Source organism: Methylocystis sp. (assembly GCF_021731785.1).
Classification (GTDB): Bacteria; Pseudomonadota; Alphaproteobacteria; order Rhizobiales; family Beijerinckiaceae; genus Methylocystis.
In genome coordinates this window covers 45751-60820 of the sequence record NZ_JAKFWS010000005.1, presented here as the reverse complement: position 1 = coordinate 60820, position 15070 = coordinate 45751, and the positions used below count along the sequence as shown (strand labels likewise).

General features: G+C 63.5%; 14 protein-coding genes, 1 pseudogene and 1 riboswitch. Of the genes and pseudogenes, 9 read left to right on the top strand and 6 right to left on the bottom strand.

Going from position 1 to position 15070, the window contains the following annotated elements; translation table 11 throughout:
• Nucleotides 1-129, top strand: a pseudogene (gene tuf / locus QZ964_RS01005) (elongation factor Tu); the annotation flags it as partial.
• A 76-nt stretch (nt 130-205) separates the two neighbouring features.
• Nucleotides 206-772: an NUDIX hydrolase gene (locus tag QZ964_RS01000; protein WP_292528057.1), complete on the top strand. Its 567-nt coding sequence runs from the start codon at nt 206-208 to the stop codon at nt 770-772.
• A gap of 28 nt (nt 773-800) precedes the next feature.
• Here QZ964_RS01000 and QZ964_RS00995 read toward each other — a convergent pair whose 3' ends face one another.
• Nucleotides 801-1103: a TonB-dependent receptor plug domain-containing protein gene (locus QZ964_RS00995; protein ID WP_292528055.1), complete on the bottom strand. Its 303-nt coding sequence runs from the start codon at nt 1101-1103 to the stop codon at nt 801-803.
• A 66-nt stretch (nt 1104-1169) separates the two neighbouring features.
• The gene (locus QZ964_RS00990) at nt 1170-1382 is read right to left on the bottom strand and encodes a hypothetical protein (RefSeq protein ID WP_292528054.1); all 213 of its coding nucleotides are present in this window, start codon (nt 1380-1382) and stop codon (nt 1170-1172) included.
• Between the two features lie 200 nt (nt 1383-1582).
• Between QZ964_RS00990 and QZ964_RS00985 the strand changes: the two genes are divergently transcribed.
• The 3 genes from QZ964_RS00985 (at nt 1583) to QZ964_RS00975 (ending at nt 4941) form a co-directional block, all read left to right on the top strand.
• Nucleotides 1583-2359: a DUF1499 domain-containing protein gene (locus QZ964_RS00985; protein ID WP_292528053.1), complete on the top strand. Its 777-nt coding sequence runs from the start codon at nt 1583-1585 to the stop codon at nt 2357-2359.
• Nucleotides 2360-2454: 95 nt separating this feature from the next.
• Nucleotides 2455-3459, top strand: coding sequence for a pyruvate dehydrogenase (acetyl-transferring) E1 component subunit alpha (gene pdhA, locus QZ964_RS00980; protein ID WP_292528051.1), 1005 nt, complete (start codon nt 2455-2457; stop codon nt 3457-3459).
• A gap of 12 nt (nt 3460-3471) precedes the next feature.
• Nucleotides 3472-4941 (top strand): pyruvate dehydrogenase complex E1 component subunit beta, encoded by a 1470-nt coding sequence (locus QZ964_RS00975; protein ID WP_292528049.1) that lies wholly within the window; start codon nt 3472-3474, stop codon nt 4939-4941.
• Nucleotides 4942-5008: 67 nt separating this feature from the next.
• Here the strand turns inward: QZ964_RS00975 and QZ964_RS00970 are convergent, their stop codons facing one another.
• Nucleotides 5009-5491, bottom strand: coding sequence for a DUF29 domain-containing protein (locus QZ964_RS00970; RefSeq protein WP_292528048.1), 483 nt, complete (start codon nt 5489-5491; stop codon nt 5009-5011).
• Nucleotides 5492-5556: 65 nt separating this feature from the next.
• Between QZ964_RS00970 and QZ964_RS00965 the strand changes: the two genes are divergently transcribed.
• From QZ964_RS00965 to QZ964_RS00955, 3 genes are read left to right on the top strand one after another with little or no spacing between them, the layout of a single operon-like run.
• On the top strand, nt 5557-6492 hold the full coding sequence (locus tag QZ964_RS00965; protein WP_292528046.1) for a 2-oxo acid dehydrogenase subunit E2: 936 nt from the start codon (nt 5557-5559) through the stop codon (nt 6490-6492).
• A 1-nt stretch (nt 6493) separates the two neighbouring features.
• On the top strand, nt 6494-6727 hold the full coding sequence (locus tag QZ964_RS00960; RefSeq protein WP_292528045.1) for a GDCCVxC domain-containing (seleno)protein: 234 nt from the start codon (nt 6494-6496) through the stop codon (nt 6725-6727).
• 52 nt (nt 6728-6779) lie between these two features.
• Entirely contained in the window at nt 6780-7895 is a 1116-nt protein-coding gene (locus QZ964_RS00955) for an Mrp/NBP35 family ATP-binding protein (protein ID WP_292528043.1), read from the top strand.
• An 85-nt stretch (nt 7896-7980) separates the two neighbouring features.
• On the opposite strand, the gene QZ964_RS00950 is transcribed toward QZ964_RS00955, so the two are convergent.
• Both QZ964_RS00950 and QZ964_RS00945 read right to left on the bottom strand, forming a co-directional pair.
• A complete protein-coding gene (locus QZ964_RS00950; protein WP_292528042.1) occupies nt 7981-9372 on the bottom strand; it encodes an OmpP1/FadL family transporter in 1392 nt (463 codons plus the stop codon).
• Nucleotides 9373-9578: 206 nt separating this feature from the next.
• Nucleotides 9579-12116 carry a cation-translocating P-type ATPase gene (locus QZ964_RS00945; protein WP_292528040.1) on the bottom strand — a complete coding sequence of 846 codons (2538 nt, stop codon included), beginning with the start codon at nt 12114-12116 and terminating at the stop codon, nt 9579-9581.
• An 84-nt stretch (nt 12117-12200) separates the two neighbouring features.
• Nucleotides 12201-12294, top strand: a riboswitch (TPP riboswitch).
• A 101-nt stretch (nt 12295-12395) separates the two neighbouring features.
• On the opposite strand from QZ964_RS00945, the gene thiC reads away from it, so the two are divergent.
• Nucleotides 12396-14231 (top strand): phosphomethylpyrimidine synthase ThiC, encoded by a 1836-nt coding sequence (thiC, locus tag QZ964_RS00940; RefSeq protein WP_292528039.1) that lies wholly within the window; start codon nt 12396-12398, stop codon nt 14229-14231.
• Nucleotides 14232-14377: 146 nt separating this feature from the next.
• On the opposite strand, the gene QZ964_RS00935 is transcribed toward thiC, so the two are convergent.
• Nucleotides 14378-14803 (bottom strand): septal ring lytic transglycosylase RlpA family protein, encoded by a 426-nt coding sequence (locus QZ964_RS00935; RefSeq protein WP_292528037.1) that lies wholly within the window; start codon nt 14801-14803, stop codon nt 14378-14380.
• Between the last annotated feature and the right edge of the window lie 267 nt (nt 14804-15070).

The window sequence follows — 15070 nt, the reverse complement described above, 5'->3', positions numbered from 1 at the left end:
CCGGGCGACAATGTGACGATGGACGTGGTGCTGATCGTGCCGATCGCGATGGAGGAGAAGCTGCGCTTCGCCATTCGCGAAGGCGGCAGGACGGTTGGCGCCGGCGTCGTCGCCAGCATCATCGAGTGATCGACGCTGAGGCGCGGCGAAACTAAAAGCGGCAAGAGCCCCGCTCTTGCCGCTTTGTTTTTCGGATCCGCGCGCCATGAAACCCGCCGTCATCAAACTCGAACGCACGCACAAGCGCTGGACGACCATGTCGATCGCGGCCATCCGCATGCCGGACGGACGAATCCTCTCGCGCGACGTCGAGGACCATGGCTGCGCCGCCGCCGTTCTGCCGTACGACCCTTTGCGCAGAACCGCGCTGCTCGTGGAGCAGCTGCGCGCCGCGCAACTCGTGTCGGTCGGTGCGACCCATTCGCTCGAAGCGATCGCAGGCCTGGTCGAGGGCGAGGACGACCCCGCCGCGACGGCGAAACGCGAGGCGCTTGAAGAAGGCGGACTGCGGCTCGGCGCGCTCGAACATGTCGCCTCAGCCTGGTCGATGCCGGGCGTATCGACCGAGCGGATGACGCTTTATCTCGCTGAATACCGGGCCGAGGATCGCGTCGCCGACGGCGGCGGCGTCGCGCATGAAGATGAAGAAGTGCGCGTCGTCGAAATGAGCCTGAAGGATCTCGCCGCATTGATGGCGGCGGAAGGCTTCGTCGACATGAAGACGCTTGTTCTGTTACAGGCGCTGCGTCTTCGCCGGCCCGAGCTTTTTTGACGAGATGTAGAGCTTCAACGGATTGCTCTCAGCAACCAGACGCGCTGACTCCAGGCGCGAGCCGCAGAGCGTCGCAGAGACTGCGCGACTGGAAGTCGTCCATCATCTTGCGGGTGATGACGCTCGCCGAGCCCGGCACTTGCATGATGGGCGTTGGGGCCCCTGTCGGTCCGGTCACATAGTTCGAGAAATAGCCGTCGTCAGAATATCGCGGCGGCGGCGCGCGATGAACCTGGGCGCGGTAGCCGCGGACTCGCGGGTCAGCCGCGGCAGGCGTCAGTCCGGCGCCCGCGATCGCAACGAGCAGGATTAGACCGAGAGCCTTGCGCATGGCCTTGTCCTCCTGGCGAAGCATATAGCCGCCAGGGCGCATTCGCCAAGCCTAGCGCGAAGCGGGTCAGGCGGCGAGTTCGTCGCCCACAAGCACGGCTGGCAGGCGGCGATCCTCCAGATGCTCGATCACGGCCGCCGACTGCTGAGCGAAGTGCTCAACCTCCAGCGCCGCGGCGACGGCGGAAATTCCGATCTCGCGGTAAAGACGCGCGAGAAGGTCGTGAGGATGGCCGCCCGACTGGGGCTCGTTGAACTCGATGGAATACTTGTCCAACATGGGTGCGCTCGACGCTAGGAGGGGACTCAATTGCCGTGTTTTCTACGATTGTCTCCATCAAGTTAACGATCCGCTAAGGAATTGAGCCGCGGATGGCGATCGCCCAATTTTTTTTAAATTTTCGACAGCCGTTGCATTCGCCGCAATTTTGCGAAAAATGCCGCCGAGCCGCGCAGGCGGTTACATGAGCTTTTGATCCGATGCGACGTCATCTTCCGCCCGAGCCCTGGTCCAAAGTCGCGCTGTGGAGCCGACGCTTTGCAATTTTCGCCGCGACTGTGGCGATTTTGGCGATTCTTTTGGGGCGACTTGGCGCCATTGACCCGGCTTCAGCTCTAGCGTCGCTTGGCGGAGCCATGGCCTTGGCGTTGATCGCGGTGCTTCTGTTCTGCGCCGCTTGCCGGGTGATTTGGCGGGAGGGACGGCGCGGCGCGGGCGCGGCGGCAGCGGCGCTCTTCATCGCCGCGCTGACTTTGGGCTACCCGGCCTATCTCGCTTTCGAGGCGGTGCGTCTCCCGGTGCTTTCCGACATTTCGACGGACATCGCCAATCCGCCGCATTTTTCCTTCTCCAAAGCGGCAGTCGAGGCGCGCAGCGGTTTCCAGCCGCCTGGCCCGCCGGCGCGCGCGCGAGAGACGCAACGTTCGGCCTATCCGGACGTCGAACCAATCGTCGTCGATCTGGATACCGACGAGGCTTTCGCGCTGGTGCTGAAAACCGCCAAAGCCCGCGGCTGGACAATCGTCGACAAACGGCCGCCCGGCGGGCGCAGCGGCGACGGCCATATCGATTTCATCGACAAGACTTTGGTCATGGGATTTGACGACGACATCACCGTTCGCTTCAAGCCGCTACCGGGCCAGACTCGCATCGATCTGCGATCGGCGTCGCGCTACGGACGCCATGACTTCGGCGCAAACGCCAAGAGAATCACTGCCTTCGCCGAAGAACTGCAGTCGCAGCTCGATACACGTTGACGCGCTCCCCAAATTGAATTGCAGGGCGAGACGCTCGTTTTTCACGGCGTCTTCGATTATTCTGCACGGCAAAGCTTGGCGACGGGAGCGGTAAAATGGTCGAGGAAAGCGGCGGCGTCACGACGGGCGCGCCAACAATCCCGGCGTTTACGCGCGACCAGGAGCTCACCGCCTTTCGCGACATGCTGCTCATCCGGCGGTTCGAGGAAAAGGCCGGGCAGCTCTACGGCATGGGCGTCATCGGCGGATTCTGTCACCTCTACATCGGCCAGGAAGCCGTCGTCATCGGGGTGAAGATGGCGGCGCGCGACGGCGACCAGTTCACCACAAGCTACCGCGACCACGGACATATGCTCGCCTCAGGGATGGAGCCCAAGCGCGTGATGGCCGAGCTCGCCGGCAAGCGCGGCGGCTATTCCAAGGGCAAGGGCGGCTCGATGCACATGTTCTCGCGCACCGCCAATTTCTATGGCGGACACGGGATCGTCGGCGCGCCGGCGCCGATCGGGGCGGGCGTCGCCTTCGCCAACGCCTATCGGGGCGACGGCCGCGTATCGCTCACGTTTTTCGGAGAGGGCGCCTCCAACCAGGGCCAGGTTTATGAGGCCTTCAACATGGCGGCGTTGTGGAAACTGCCGGTCGTGTTCATCGTCGAGAACAACCGCTATGCGATGGGCACAGAAATCTCCCGCGCGTCCGCGCAGATCGACCTCTCGAAACGCGGCGCGGCTTTTGCGATTCCCGGCAAGCAGATCGACGGCATGGACGTGCGCATCGTCAAGGCCGCGGCGGATGAGGCGATCGAATGGTGCCGCAACGGCAATGGCCCCTATCTGATAGAGGCGCAGACCTATCGCTACCGCGGCCACTCGATGTCCGATCCGGCGAAATATCGCTCCAAGGAAGAAGTGCAGAAGATGCGCGCGGACCATGATCCGATCGAGCAAGTCCGCATGCGGCTGATCGCCGACGGCGTCAGCGAGGACGAACTCAAAAAGATCGACGCCAATGCGCGTAAGATCGTCTCGGACGCCGCCGATTTCGCCATGGCTGACAAGGAGCCGGATCCGGCCGAATTGTGGACGGACGTGCTGGCGTGAGGGATTGATTGAATGACCGTCAACGTCCTCATGCCCGCGCTGTCGCCGACGATGGAGCAGGGCAAGCTCGCCAAATGGCTGAAAAGCGAAGGCGACGCAGTGAAAGCCGGCGACGTCATCGCCGAGATCGAAACGGATAAGGCGACGATGGAGGTCGAAGCGGTCGACGAGGGCGTATTGGCGCGCATCCTCGTGCCGGGCGGCACCGAGAATGTCGCCGTCAATACGCCGATCGCGGTGATCGCTGAGGAGGGTGAGTCGGTCGCTGATACGGCCGACCATGCGCCGATCAAGCGTGTCGGCGAAGAGGACAAATCCCAGAAGCAGGCCGAAGCGGTGCCGCCGGCGCCAGGCCAGACGGCACCTCAGGATCAGCCCGGAGACGCCAATCGAGCGCAGACCAAAGCCGCGGTCGAAGCCGCGACGCCTGCGCCCAAGGCGACGAGCGTCGCCGAGCAGCCGTCGAAAAGCGTGGCGCCGGAGGTCCCGGAAGGAACCACGATGGTGTCCATGACCATGCGCGAAGCCTTGCGCGACGCGATGGCCGAGGAAATGCGGCGCGACCCGGCGGTGTTCGTGATCGGCGAAGAGGTCGCCGAATATCAGGGCGCCTACAAAGTCACGCAGGGACTTTTGCAGGAATTCGGCGCCAAGCGCGTCGTCGATACGCCGATCACCGAATATGGCTTCGCCGGCGTGGGCGTCGGCGCGGCATTCGCGGGGCTGCGCCCGATCGTTGAATTCATGACGTTCAATTTCTCGATGCAGGCGATCGACCACATCGTCAATTCCGCGGCGAAGACGCTTTACATGTCCGGCGGGCAGATCAACTGTCCGATCGTTTTTCGCGGGCCGAACGGCGCTGCGGCGCGCGTCGCCGCTCAGCACAGCCAGGATTATACCGCCTGGTATGCGCAGGTGCCGGGACTGATCGTGATTGCGCCGTCAAACGCCAGCGACGCGAAGGGGCTGCTGAAGGCCGCGATCCGCAACGACAATCCGGTCGTGTTCCTCGAAAATGAAATTCTCTACGGCAAGACGTCGGAAGTGCCGGCGCTCGAGGATTTCGTCTTGCCGATCGGCAAGGCCCGCATCGCCCGGCCGGGCAAGGACGTGACGCTCGTTTCCTTTTCGATCGGCATGACCTATGCGCTGCGCGCCGCCGACGAACTCGCCAGGGAAGGAATCGAAGCCGAGGTGATCGATCTGCGCACGCTGCGGCCGATGGACATGGCGACCGTCATCGACTCGGTGAAGAAGACCGGCCGCTGCGTCGCGATCGAGGAAGGCTGGCCGCAGTGCGGAGTCTCGGCCGAAATCGCGATGCGCGTGCAGCTAGAGGCCTTCGACTATCTCGACGCGCCGGTGCTGCGCGTCACCGGCAAGGACACGCCGATGCCTTACGCCGCCAATCTCGAAAAGCTCGCTTTGCCGAGCGTGGCGGAAGTCGTCGCCGCGGCGAAGGCGGTGATGTATCGTTGATTGGATGCGCGTGAGGGAAGCCGTTTGCACTGTCATTCCCGACGCGCGCAAAGCGCGCCTCGCCGCCTTACCCCTCCGGCCAGAAATCCTCGGCCATCATCTCTTCGAAGGTCCAGGGACATTGCTGAGGAAAGGTCTTGTCCGGAAACCCCGTCTCGGCGATGGCTTCGAGCACCGCCCCCTTGAAGGCCTTTTCAAGAATCGTGGCGATCACCGGGCGCAGGCTCGGATTGTCTTGAAGATGCTCAAGTAAATCCAGTCTCTGAATCTTGATCGACGCCTCCCAGCTCGGCGTCCGTTTGCCGGGCTCAAAGCGCCATTTCAGCAGATGCAGCATCAGGACCCGCAATCGGCTGACGAACTCGCGCTTTTCGGTTTTGCCCAAGCTCTCCACCGCGTCGGCGATATGCTCGATATCCGCCTCGCTGAGCTTTCCGGCGCGCAGCAGCGCCGCCTGCTCATTGGCCCAGGCGTAAAAATCTCGGTCATAAAGCTGACTCGCGGCCACTTTCTCCTCGGGTGATTTATTGGCTCGGCCCGACGCGTTCATGGACTGCTCTTCGCAAGGCCTCTAATATATAGCGAACTTTCCGCCGCCAAAGGCGAATTCGCACGATGAACGCTCCCGCTCAATTCGCCCCCGGCGCCCGCATCTTCGCTTCGCCGCTCGCGCGCCGCCTAGCGAAGGAGGGCGGACTCGATCTCTCCGCCCTTCAAGGCTCAGGGCCGCATGGCCGGATCATCGAACGCGACGTGCAGACAGCGATCGCGCGCGGCGAGACGCCGAAGGCGGCGCCGCTCGCCGCCGCGCCGTCGGCGGACGTCACGCGCAAATTCTTCGAAGCCGGCTCTTTCGAGGAAATCCCGCACGACAATGTGCGAAAGGCGATCGCGCGGCGGCTGACCGAAGCGATCCAGACCATTCCGCATTTCTATCTCAATATCGACTGCGAGATCGAGGCGCTCCTGCGCCTGCGCGAGGATTATAATTCCGCCGCGCCGCTTGGCTCGGACGGCAAGCCGACCTGGAAGACGTCCGTCAATGATTACGTGGTGAAGGCGCTCGCGCTCGCGCTCCAGCGCAAGCCCGAGGCGAATGTCACCTATACGCCGGACGCTTTGCTGCGCCACAAATCCTCGGATATCGGCGTCGCCGTGTCGATCCCCGGCGGGCTCGTGACGCCGATCATCCGTAATGCCGAGGCGAAATCGGTGCGCGAGATTTCCGACGAGATCAAGGAGCTTGCGGACCGCGCCCGCGCCCGCAAGCTGAAGCCGCATGAATATGAAGGCGGCGTGTCGGCGGTCTCCAATCTCGGCATGTATGGCGTGCAGAGCTTCACCGCGGTGATCAATCCGCCGCAGTCGACGATACTGGCGGTCGGGCAGGGCGAGCAGCGGATGATCGTCAAGAACGGCGCGCCGATTGTCGCGACAATGATGAGTGTGACGCTCTCCTGCGATCATCGCGCCGTCGACGGCGCGCTGGGCGCCGAGCTTTTGGCGGAATTCAAGTGCGTCATCGAACATCCGGCGATGATGTTCGTCTAAAATGCGCGATGTGGAGCTACAATCGACCCTGACCTGCCCCCACTGCGCTCGTGCGGAAACGCTCGAGATGCCGCTGGACGCCTGCGTCGTGGTGCATGTCTGCGCGGGCTGCGGGGCGCGGCTAACGCCAAAGACGGGAGACTGCTGCGTGTTCTGCTCCTATGGCGATGTTCCCTGCCCGCCCGTGCAGGCGGATGGCGATTGTTGCGGCGCGCGGATGGACGAGGGGCGCTAATCGCGGCATATGCCTTGCCTAGAATAGCTCTAAACAGGCAGGGAGCGAGCCCGTGGGGACAGAAGCTGACATTCTGAAGGCGCTGGAAGGGCTCTACGGGCCTGGCGGCGCGCCGCTGGCGGGGGCCGTGAGCGGAATCAATCTGTCGGGCGCCAAGGCCTTTGTCTCTATAGCAGGCGATCCGAGCCAGGCGCAGGCGTGGGAAGCCGCCCGTGTCGCTGCTGAGCGTGCGATCAAGGCGGCGCCCGGCATCGAGCAAGCGGTCGTAACCCTGACCGCCGAGCGCGCGCCGCGCCCTGCGGCGCCGCCTCGCGGCCAACCCCATGCGCACGCGGCCGGCGCGCCGCCGCCTCAGAGCAGGGGCGGCATTCCGGCGCTGGAAAAAATCCGTTTCATTATCGCCGTCGCATCCGGAAAGGGCGGCGTCGGCAAATCGACGACGTCGGCCAATCTGGCGCTTGGCCTCGCCGCGCAGGGCTGGCGGGTCGGCCTGCTCGACGCCGACGTCTATGGCCCCTCGATGCCGCGGCTTTTTGGACTCGCCGAGAAACCGAAGATCGAAGCCGGCAAGCTCGTGCCGCTCGAAGCCTACGGCCTGAAAATCATGTCGATGGGCTTTCTTGTCGACGAAAACGTGCCGATGGTCTGGCGCGGTCCGATGGTGTCGCAGGCGATCTCGCAAATGCTCGGCGAAGTCGCCTGGGGAGAGCTCGACGCGCTGGTCATCGATATGCCGCCAGGAACCGGCGACGTCCAGCTCACCATCGCGCAGCAGGTCCCGCTCGCCGGCGCGGTGATCGTCTCGACGCCGCAGGATCTCGCGCTGATCGACGCGCGCCGCGCCGTGGCGATGTTCCAGAAGGTCGAGGCGCCGATTCTCGGCATTGTCGAGAATATGAGCTATTTCCTGTGCCCGCACTGCGGCGGACGCTCTGAGATCTTCGCCCATGGCGGCGCGCGCCACGACGCCGAACAAATGGGCGTGCCCTTCCTTGGCGAAGCGCCGCTGGACATCAAAATTCGCGAAACCTCGGACGCCGGCCGCCCGGTCGTGGGCGCCGAGCCAGACAGCCCGCAGGCCGCCGTCTATCTCAATCTCGCCGCCAAAGTGAAGACGCTGCTCGAAACGCAGAAGCGCCGCGCAGCGCCGGAGATCGTCGTCGGCTAAGACGCGCGCAAAAAAAGACGCGCCTCCCGTTCGGGAGGCGCGCCAGGCGGGCCGATCGCTACCGGCCGTCAGGGAGCGCTATGTCTCAGAAATGACTGGGGATCCACGAAGTATCGCCTGCATCCCACTTGTAGTTGTAGCCGACCGTGAACTGGGTAGCGCGTCCCCAAGCGGTGATTACGGCGTTTGTATTATAATGGGGAAGCAGATTTATTGGAATTGCGGGAAAAAACGCGCGGCCGACGAAGGGCGCGTTTTCGAAATAGCTGACCGAATTCTTGAAGTCGTGAATGGCGGCGAAATCGATCGACGAATTCTCCGTCAGCTGATAGCCGAACCCGCCGGTGACGGCATGCGCGGCGACAAGCGGCGCCAGCGCCGCAAGCGTGGCGGAGCGCTCTCTCATCAGCAAGGTTGAGTAATGGTAGCCGACTCGCAGCGTCAGCTTTGACGCAGTGCGCCATTCGACGCCAAAGGAGGCGGAATCAGTGTCGCGCCAATCAAAGCCGCTGCCGCCATATGAGCCGAATGACCCGTACCAGATGGGAAAACTCGCGTAACCGGCGGTAGTCGCCGAGTAGAAGATGTGTCTCCAGTCGGCCATCAGCGTGAGGCTGGGCAGCAGGTCATAGGCGACGCCGGCGATCAAGGTCGCCGGAATGTCGAAACTGCCGTTGTCGGCAATAAGTCCCCTATATTTTTCCAGCTTCGACATGAACATGGGAGTCGCGCCGGCGAGGCCAAAGCGTAGTTCGTTCGTCGCGCGCCACTCGACGCCGACGCGGAACCCGCCCCCGGCCGACCAATCATAGCCCATGTCGGAAAAGTTGTACATGTTGGACGAGTAGGGAGAGAGGATTTTCAGTCCCTGCGCATTGAACATCTGGATCGCCAAAGTGGGCGAGAAGCCCACCGTGATCGGACCGAATTTTCTGGCGTAGGTGACGCTCATAAACGACTGTTGAAGGTCGAGTCCCGCCCAGCCGCCGCCGAGGATGCCGCCGAAGGAAGGAGCAACTGTGATCGCGCCGCCTGGGCCCGCTTTGACCGGAGGCTTGAAATGCTGGAAGTCGTACGAAGTATTGAGTCCGCCGTTGCCGTAATTGGCGACCCCCCATGCGGATTCGGCGTCGATCGGCTGGACATAGGCGCCGTTAGGCACCGGAAAGATCGGTCGACCGCTCCTCACATCGCCGGGCGCCAGGACCGCCGGCAGACCTGTCGTCGAGTAACCGCGCTCGGGGAGGCTCGCGGCGAGCCCGACCTGAAACGTCCGGTCGAGTCCGACAATGCCAGCGGGGTTGATCGACATGGCCATCGGGTCTCGCGAGTCCGCGACGCCAGCGCCGCCTAAGGCCCGCTGACGTGGACCGTAACCTGTAAGGAAGTAGCCGTCGGCGCCAAAGGACAAAGAGGGCGAGAACGCCGCGGCCGTCGTCAGCGTGATGAGGAAGCTGCGCGAAATAAATTTTTTCATTGGCCGCAAATCCCAAGGCGAACCGTCTCTTAAAGCACCACCAATAGCGAGCGCTCGCCTGTCGCGCCGAACGCCGACGCAGGCTCACACTGTAGTAAACATTACAAGACTCATTCGCCTTGAGGCGTAAATTCGCCTTCACATGCACAGATTTCTTCGTCGTGTAACGTCTTTGCAACACATGTGGTTTTTGCGTATTGCACCCCTCAGCGCAAATCAATGGTCAGGACGGCGTCTTCCCGCTGCGCGCGCGGCGCCGGATAGAGCAACCGACGCCAGACGCCGTACCAGCTTCCGGCGATCGTGCCGAGCGTCAGCGCCAGAGCGAGTTTTGGCCAAGTCGGCGGCTCGAAGCGCAGAAGCTCCGCGATCAGCGGAACGTAAAGGCATGCCGCCACCATTGCGCTGGCCGCGAGGGCGACGAGCCAGAACGCCATATTATCGCGTGAAAACAGCGACGCGCCGCGCGGAAGCGCATCCGACAGCGCAAGCACGAGATTGCCGACGACAAGGGTTGCGAAGGCGAGCCCGCGCGCTTGCCGCTCGGGCGCGCCCAACCCATTGTCGATGACATAGACCGACATCACGGCGAGGAAGACGACGAAGCCCTGCACGAAACCCAGGAAGAGTTCGCGCGGACCAAAAAGCGGCTCATCGCGCCGGTGCGGCGGTTTGAGCATGGCGTCAGCCTCATTCGGCTGCGACTCGAAAACGAGCGCGCAGGTCGGATCGATGATCAGCTCCATCAGCACGACATGCGCCGGCAGCAGCAGCGGCGGCAGCCCCATCAGGATTGGCGCCAGGGCGACGCCGGCGATCGGAATGTGAATTGCCGTCACATAGGTGAGCGCGCGGCGGAGGTTGGCGAAGATGCGCCGCCCCAGCGCCACGCCGGCGACGATCGACGTGAAGCTGTCGTCGAGCAACACGATATGCGCGGCCTCGCGCGCGACGTCCGAGCCGCGCTGGCCCATGGCGATGCCGATATGCGCAGCGGCGAGGGCCGGCCCGTCGTTGACCCCGTCGCCGGTCATAGCGACAATTTGGCCGTCGGCCTTGAACGCCTCGACGAGCGCAAGCTTGCTTGTCGGCGTCACCCGCGCGAAGACGCGCACATTGCGAATCTTCTCGGGAAGCATGCGGCTCGGCGTGCCGCCGATCTCGGCGCCAGTGATCACGCCGGCGTCAGAATCGATCCCTGCCTGGCGCGCGATGGCGAGCGCCGTCGCAGGGTAATCGCCGGTGATCATCGCCACGGCGACTCCCGCGCGGCGCGCCGCTGCGACGGCGGCCGGGACGTCGTCGCGCAGCGGGTCCTCAAAGGCGAGCAATCCGACAGAATCAAACGATGCGGTCTCCAGCGGAAGCGCTTGCGGCAGCGGCGCCGTCGTCGCGACGCCAAGCACGCGAAGCCCGCGACGCGCCAGATCGTCGATTTTAGTCTGAAGGCGTGCGCGTTCTTCGTCAGAAACTCGCGTGAGTTTGAAGATCGCCTCCGGCGCGCCTTTCGCGGCGTAGCTCTCACCCGACTCATCGCGCCAGCACTGAATGAAAGCGAGAAGGTCTGGGCGGATTGGGAAGCTGCGAACCGGTTCGCCTTCCGGCGCCACGCCGACGTCCGCCGCGAAGGCGTGAACGGCGCGATCCATGGGATCGACGGGGTTTGCCGATGACGCGCGCAAGGCGGCGCGGATGAGCATGCGCTGTACGGCATCCGCCAGCGGCGCATCGATCGCCTTGTCGCTTTCGGGAATGGCGAACGCGACGCGCATGCGGTTCTGCGTCAGCGTTCCGGTCTTGTCGACACAAAGTATCGACGTAGAGCCCAGCGTCTCGGTCACCGAGGAGCGACGCACGAGCACGTTGCGACGCGCCAGCCGAAAGGCGCCGAGCGCGAGGAAGATCGCCAGCACCATCGGAAATTCTTCGGGCAGAAGGCCGATGGCGAGCGTGATGCCGGCGATGGCGCCTTCAAACCAGTCGCCATGCACGAGCCAATAGGCCAGAAACACCAGCACGCAAAAAAGGAGCGCGAAGGCGCCGAGCGTCGCGACCAGTCTGCCGGTTCTTTGCTGCAGGGGACTGGGCTCGGCCTCGATCGCGGCGAGCGAGGCGCCAAGACGTCCCATCGCTGTGCGCGCGCCGGTGCGCACGACCTCGGCCAGCCCCGATCCGCGCGCGATCATGGTTCCGGCGAAAAGAAAAGGCGTATGCTCTCCGCCAGGATCGGGGAATTCCGCCGAACGGGCCTCGCCTGCGAGCGTCTTCGTCACTGGAGCCGATTCGCCGGTCAGCAGGGACTCGTCGATAACCAGCGCGTCGCCGCCGACCAGCACCGCGTCGGCAGGCGCACGCTCTCCCTCGCCGACGAGAATAAGGTCGCCGGGCACGAGATCGCGCGCCGGAATGCGACGCTCGACCCCGTCGCGCAGACAAGTTGCGGTCGGCTCCGCAAGCCGGTTGAGCGCTTCGAGCGCGCGTTCGGTTCGCAGCTCCTGCAGAATGACAAGCGTAATCGACGCGCCGGCGCCGGCGACCATGAACAGGCCTTCGCCCAGATCGCCGACGAAAAGATAGAGCAGCGCGGCCGACGCAAGCAGAAAGAACATGGGCTCTTTGAGCGTGCGCAGCGCGATCGCGAATACGCCTGGCGGTGGCGCCTTCGGCTGCTCGTTGGGGCCGTATTGGGCAAGGCGCCGGGCCGCCTCGTTTGAAGACAGACCCTGGAAATTTAGATTCCTCATATGTCTGGGCTCGTCGGGGCTATACGCTATTTGCCGGTATCGCCACGCGAACTTGCGACGCGAGTGTGAACGCAGTAACTTTTCCATAATGGCGAGGGGCGCCGCAAGCGCGGCTGAGAAGCACCCGTCGAACCTGATCCGGGTCATGCCGGCGTAGGGAAGGCCAGCGACAGAAGCGAACGGCGCGCCTCGCGTCGACGCTATGGTAGCGCGTCCCTCCTTCGTCTTCATGACTCAGCGTCCGCTTCCCTTGACGAAGCGCGATGAAGGAGCGCGAGCATGAACATTCACGACAAGCGCCTGCCGGCGAGCGTCACCACCGGGCCGATCGGAAACTCGCGAAAGGTCTACGCGTCGCCAGAAGGGCGCCACGATATTCGCGCGCCTTATCGCGAAATCCCGCTGCATCCGTCCTCTGGCGAGCCGCCGCTTCGAGTTTATGACTCCTCCGGCCCTTATACATGCGCGTCGTTCACGCCCGACCTCTCGGCCGGGCTTCCGTCCGCGCGGCCCTGGCTCGGAGCGCGTGCCGGTCTCGAAGCCTACCAAGGGCGCGCGATCAAGCCCGAGGACAATGGCTTCGCCGAAGGCGAGCGGCTCGTGCCGCCATGTCCCGCCGCGCGCAGGCTTTATCGGGCGGCTGGGCTTCAACCTGTGACTCAACTCGAGTTTGCCCGCGCCGGGATCGTCACGGAAGAAATGATCTATGTCGCGCATCGCGAGAACCTCTGCCGCGAGCGCGTGCTCGACGTCGCGAACGAACGCATCGCCGACGGTGAGAGCTTCGGCGCCTCGATCCCCGAATTCGTCACGCCCGAGTTCGTGTGCGATGAAATCGCGCGCGGCCGCGCGATCATTCCGGCCAACATCAATCACCCCGAGCTCGAGCCGGTGATCATCGGCCGCAACTTTCTGGTGAAGGTCAACGCCAATATCGGCAACTCGGCCGTCACCTCTTCCGTTGCGGATGAGGTGGAGAAGATGGTGTGGGCGATCCGTTGGGGCGCCGATACGGTGATGGATCTCTCGACCGGCCGCAACATTCACAACATCCGCGATTGGATCATCCGCAACGCCTCCGTGCCGATCGGCACGGTGCCGATCTATCAGGCGTTGGAGAAGGTCGACGGCGACGCCTTGAAGCTCGATTGGGAGGTCTTCAAGGATACGCTGATCGAGCAGGCGGAGCAGGGGGTCGATTATTTCACCATCCATGCCGGCGTGCGTCTCGCTTATGTGCCGCTCACCGCGAACCGCGTCACCGGCATCGTCTCGCGCGGCGGCTCGATCATGGCGCGCTGGTGTCTCTCGAAACATAAGGAGAGCTTCCTCTACGAGCGCTTCGACGAGATTTGCGACATCATGCGCAAATATGACGTGTCGTTCTCGCTCGGCGACGGCTTGCGTCCTGGCTCGAACGCCGACGCCAATGACGCGGCGCAATTCGCCGAGCTGGAGACGCTCGGCGAATTGACCAAAATCGCTTGGGACAAGGGCTGTCAGGTCATGATCGAAGGCCCCGGCCATGTGCCGATGCACAAGATCAAAGCCAACATGGAGAAGCAGCTCGCGGCTTGCGGCGAGGCGCCGTTCTATACGCTCGGTCCGCTCGTCACCGACATTGCGCCGGGCTACGACCACATCACTTCCGGCATCGGCGCCGCGATGATCGGCTGGTTCGGCACCGCTATGCTGTGTTACGTAACGCCTAAAGAGCACCTCGGCCTGCCGGATCGCGACGACGTGAAGACCGGCGTCATCACCTATCGCATCGCCGCGCATGCAGCCGATCTCGCCAAGGGCCATCCGGCGGCGCGCGAACGCGACGACGCGATGAGCCGGGCGCGTTTCGACTTCCGCTGGGAGGATCAGTTCGAGATCGGGTTAGATCCCGACACGGCGCGCGAGTTCCACGACGAGACGCTGCCGAAGGAGGCGCACAAGGTCGCGCATTTCTGCTCGATGTGCGGGCCGAAATTCTGCTCGATGCAGATCACCCGCGACCTGCGCGAGGAGGCGAAAGAGATCGAACGCCAGAAGGGCATGGCCGAAAAGGCGGAAGAGTTTCTGGAAAAGGGCGCGGAGATTTACGTGAAGGAAACCCCTCTCCCATAGCGCGCGAAAACCCTCTCCCTGTGGGAGAGGGTGGACGCCGAAGGCGGCCGGGAGAGGGGTTTCGCCTCTCCGACAAGAGCGCCAACCCCGCGCCCCGGACCTTCGGTCCGACCCTCTCCCGATGGGAGAGGTCGCGCATGATGTTCTCAGCTTTTGCCCAGCACCTCGACGCGCACCTGTCCGGCACCACGTGCGACGAAGCCGAGCTGCTCGGCCGCGCCGCGCGACATGTCGAGGCTGCGCCCGGTCCAGGCCGCCGGCCCGCGGTCATTGATGCGCACCACCACCGTTCGTCCGGCATAGGTCAGGCGCAGCCGCGTGCCCATCGGCAGGCTGCGGTGGGCGGCGGTCAGATCCCACATGTTGAAGATTTCGCCATTGGCAGTCCGGGCGTTGGGCTCGTAGCGGCGCGGACCGCCGCCGTAAAAGGACGCAGTGGCGGTGAACTCCTGGGCTTGTGAGTCCTCAGCATGACGCCCCGAATGGCGGAAGGCGTGATGGGAGGCGTGATGCGCCAGCGCGGGCGCGGTCATTAGTCCAAGGATTGTCACGACGCCATAGACACGATTCATCCAGCAGTGCTCCGTTTTCGCATGATTGGGAGGGACGCCGACGAGCCAAGCGCATCGTCGAGCGCATAAGTTCCATCCGTCTGAATGGATGTGAAGACAAAATAGTTAATATATAAATGTGGCAGAATATGTTCATAAGCTACGCTTGATAAAAGCGTTAACATAAATCCTGAACGGCTATTTATATTCGATAATTGTATATCTATTTTGTCTGATAATGCTTTAGCAATCGCCATATCCCCTGTGTTTGTGCATGATAATCTATCT

Bases quoted from the DNA above. Each gene is read 5' to 3' on its own strand.
- QZ964_RS00960 (WP_292528045.1), top strand. From the start codon at position 6,494: ATGCGCGATGTGGAGCTACAATCGACCCTGACCTGCCCCCACTGCGCT.
- QZ964_RS00990 (WP_292528054.1), bottom strand. From the start codon at position 1,382: ATGTTGGACAAGTATTCCATCGAGTTCAACGAGCCCCAGTCGGGCGGC.
- QZ964_RS00950 (WP_292528042.1), bottom strand. From the start codon at position 9,372: ATGAAAAAATTTATTTCGCGCAGCTTCCTCATCACGCTGACGACGGCC.
- pdhA (WP_292528051.1), top strand. From the start codon at position 2,455: ATGGTCGAGGAAAGCGGCGGCGTCACGACGGGCGCGCCAACAATCCCG.
- QZ964_RS00975 (WP_292528049.1), top strand. From the start codon at position 3,472: ATGACCGTCAACGTCCTCATGCCCGCGCTGTCGCCGACGATGGAGCAG.
- QZ964_RS00995 (WP_292528055.1), bottom strand. From the start codon at position 1,103: ATGCGCAAGGCTCTCGGTCTAATCCTGCTCGTTGCGATCGCGGGCGCC.
- QZ964_RS01000 (WP_292528057.1), top strand. From the start codon at position 206: ATGAAACCCGCCGTCATCAAACTCGAACGCACGCACAAGCGCTGGACG.
- thiC (WP_292528039.1), top strand. From the start codon at position 12,396: ATGAACATTCACGACAAGCGCCTGCCGGCGAGCGTCACCACCGGGCCG.
- QZ964_RS00985 (WP_292528053.1), top strand. From the start codon at position 1,583: ATGCGACGTCATCTTCCGCCCGAGCCCTGGTCCAAAGTCGCGCTGTGG.
- QZ964_RS00965 (WP_292528046.1), top strand. From the start codon at position 5,557: ATGAACGCTCCCGCTCAATTCGCCCCCGGCGCCCGCATCTTCGCTTCG.
- QZ964_RS00970 (WP_292528048.1), bottom strand. From the start codon at position 5,491: ATGAACGCGTCGGGCCGAGCCAATAAATCACCCGAGGAGAAAGTGGCC.
- QZ964_RS00945 (WP_292528040.1), bottom strand. From the start codon at position 12,116: ATGAGGAATCTAAATTTCCAGGGTCTGTCTTCAAACGAGGCGGCCCGG.
- QZ964_RS00935 (WP_292528037.1), bottom strand. From the start codon at position 14,803: ATGAATCGTGTCTATGGCGTCGTGACAATCCTTGGACTAATGACCGCG.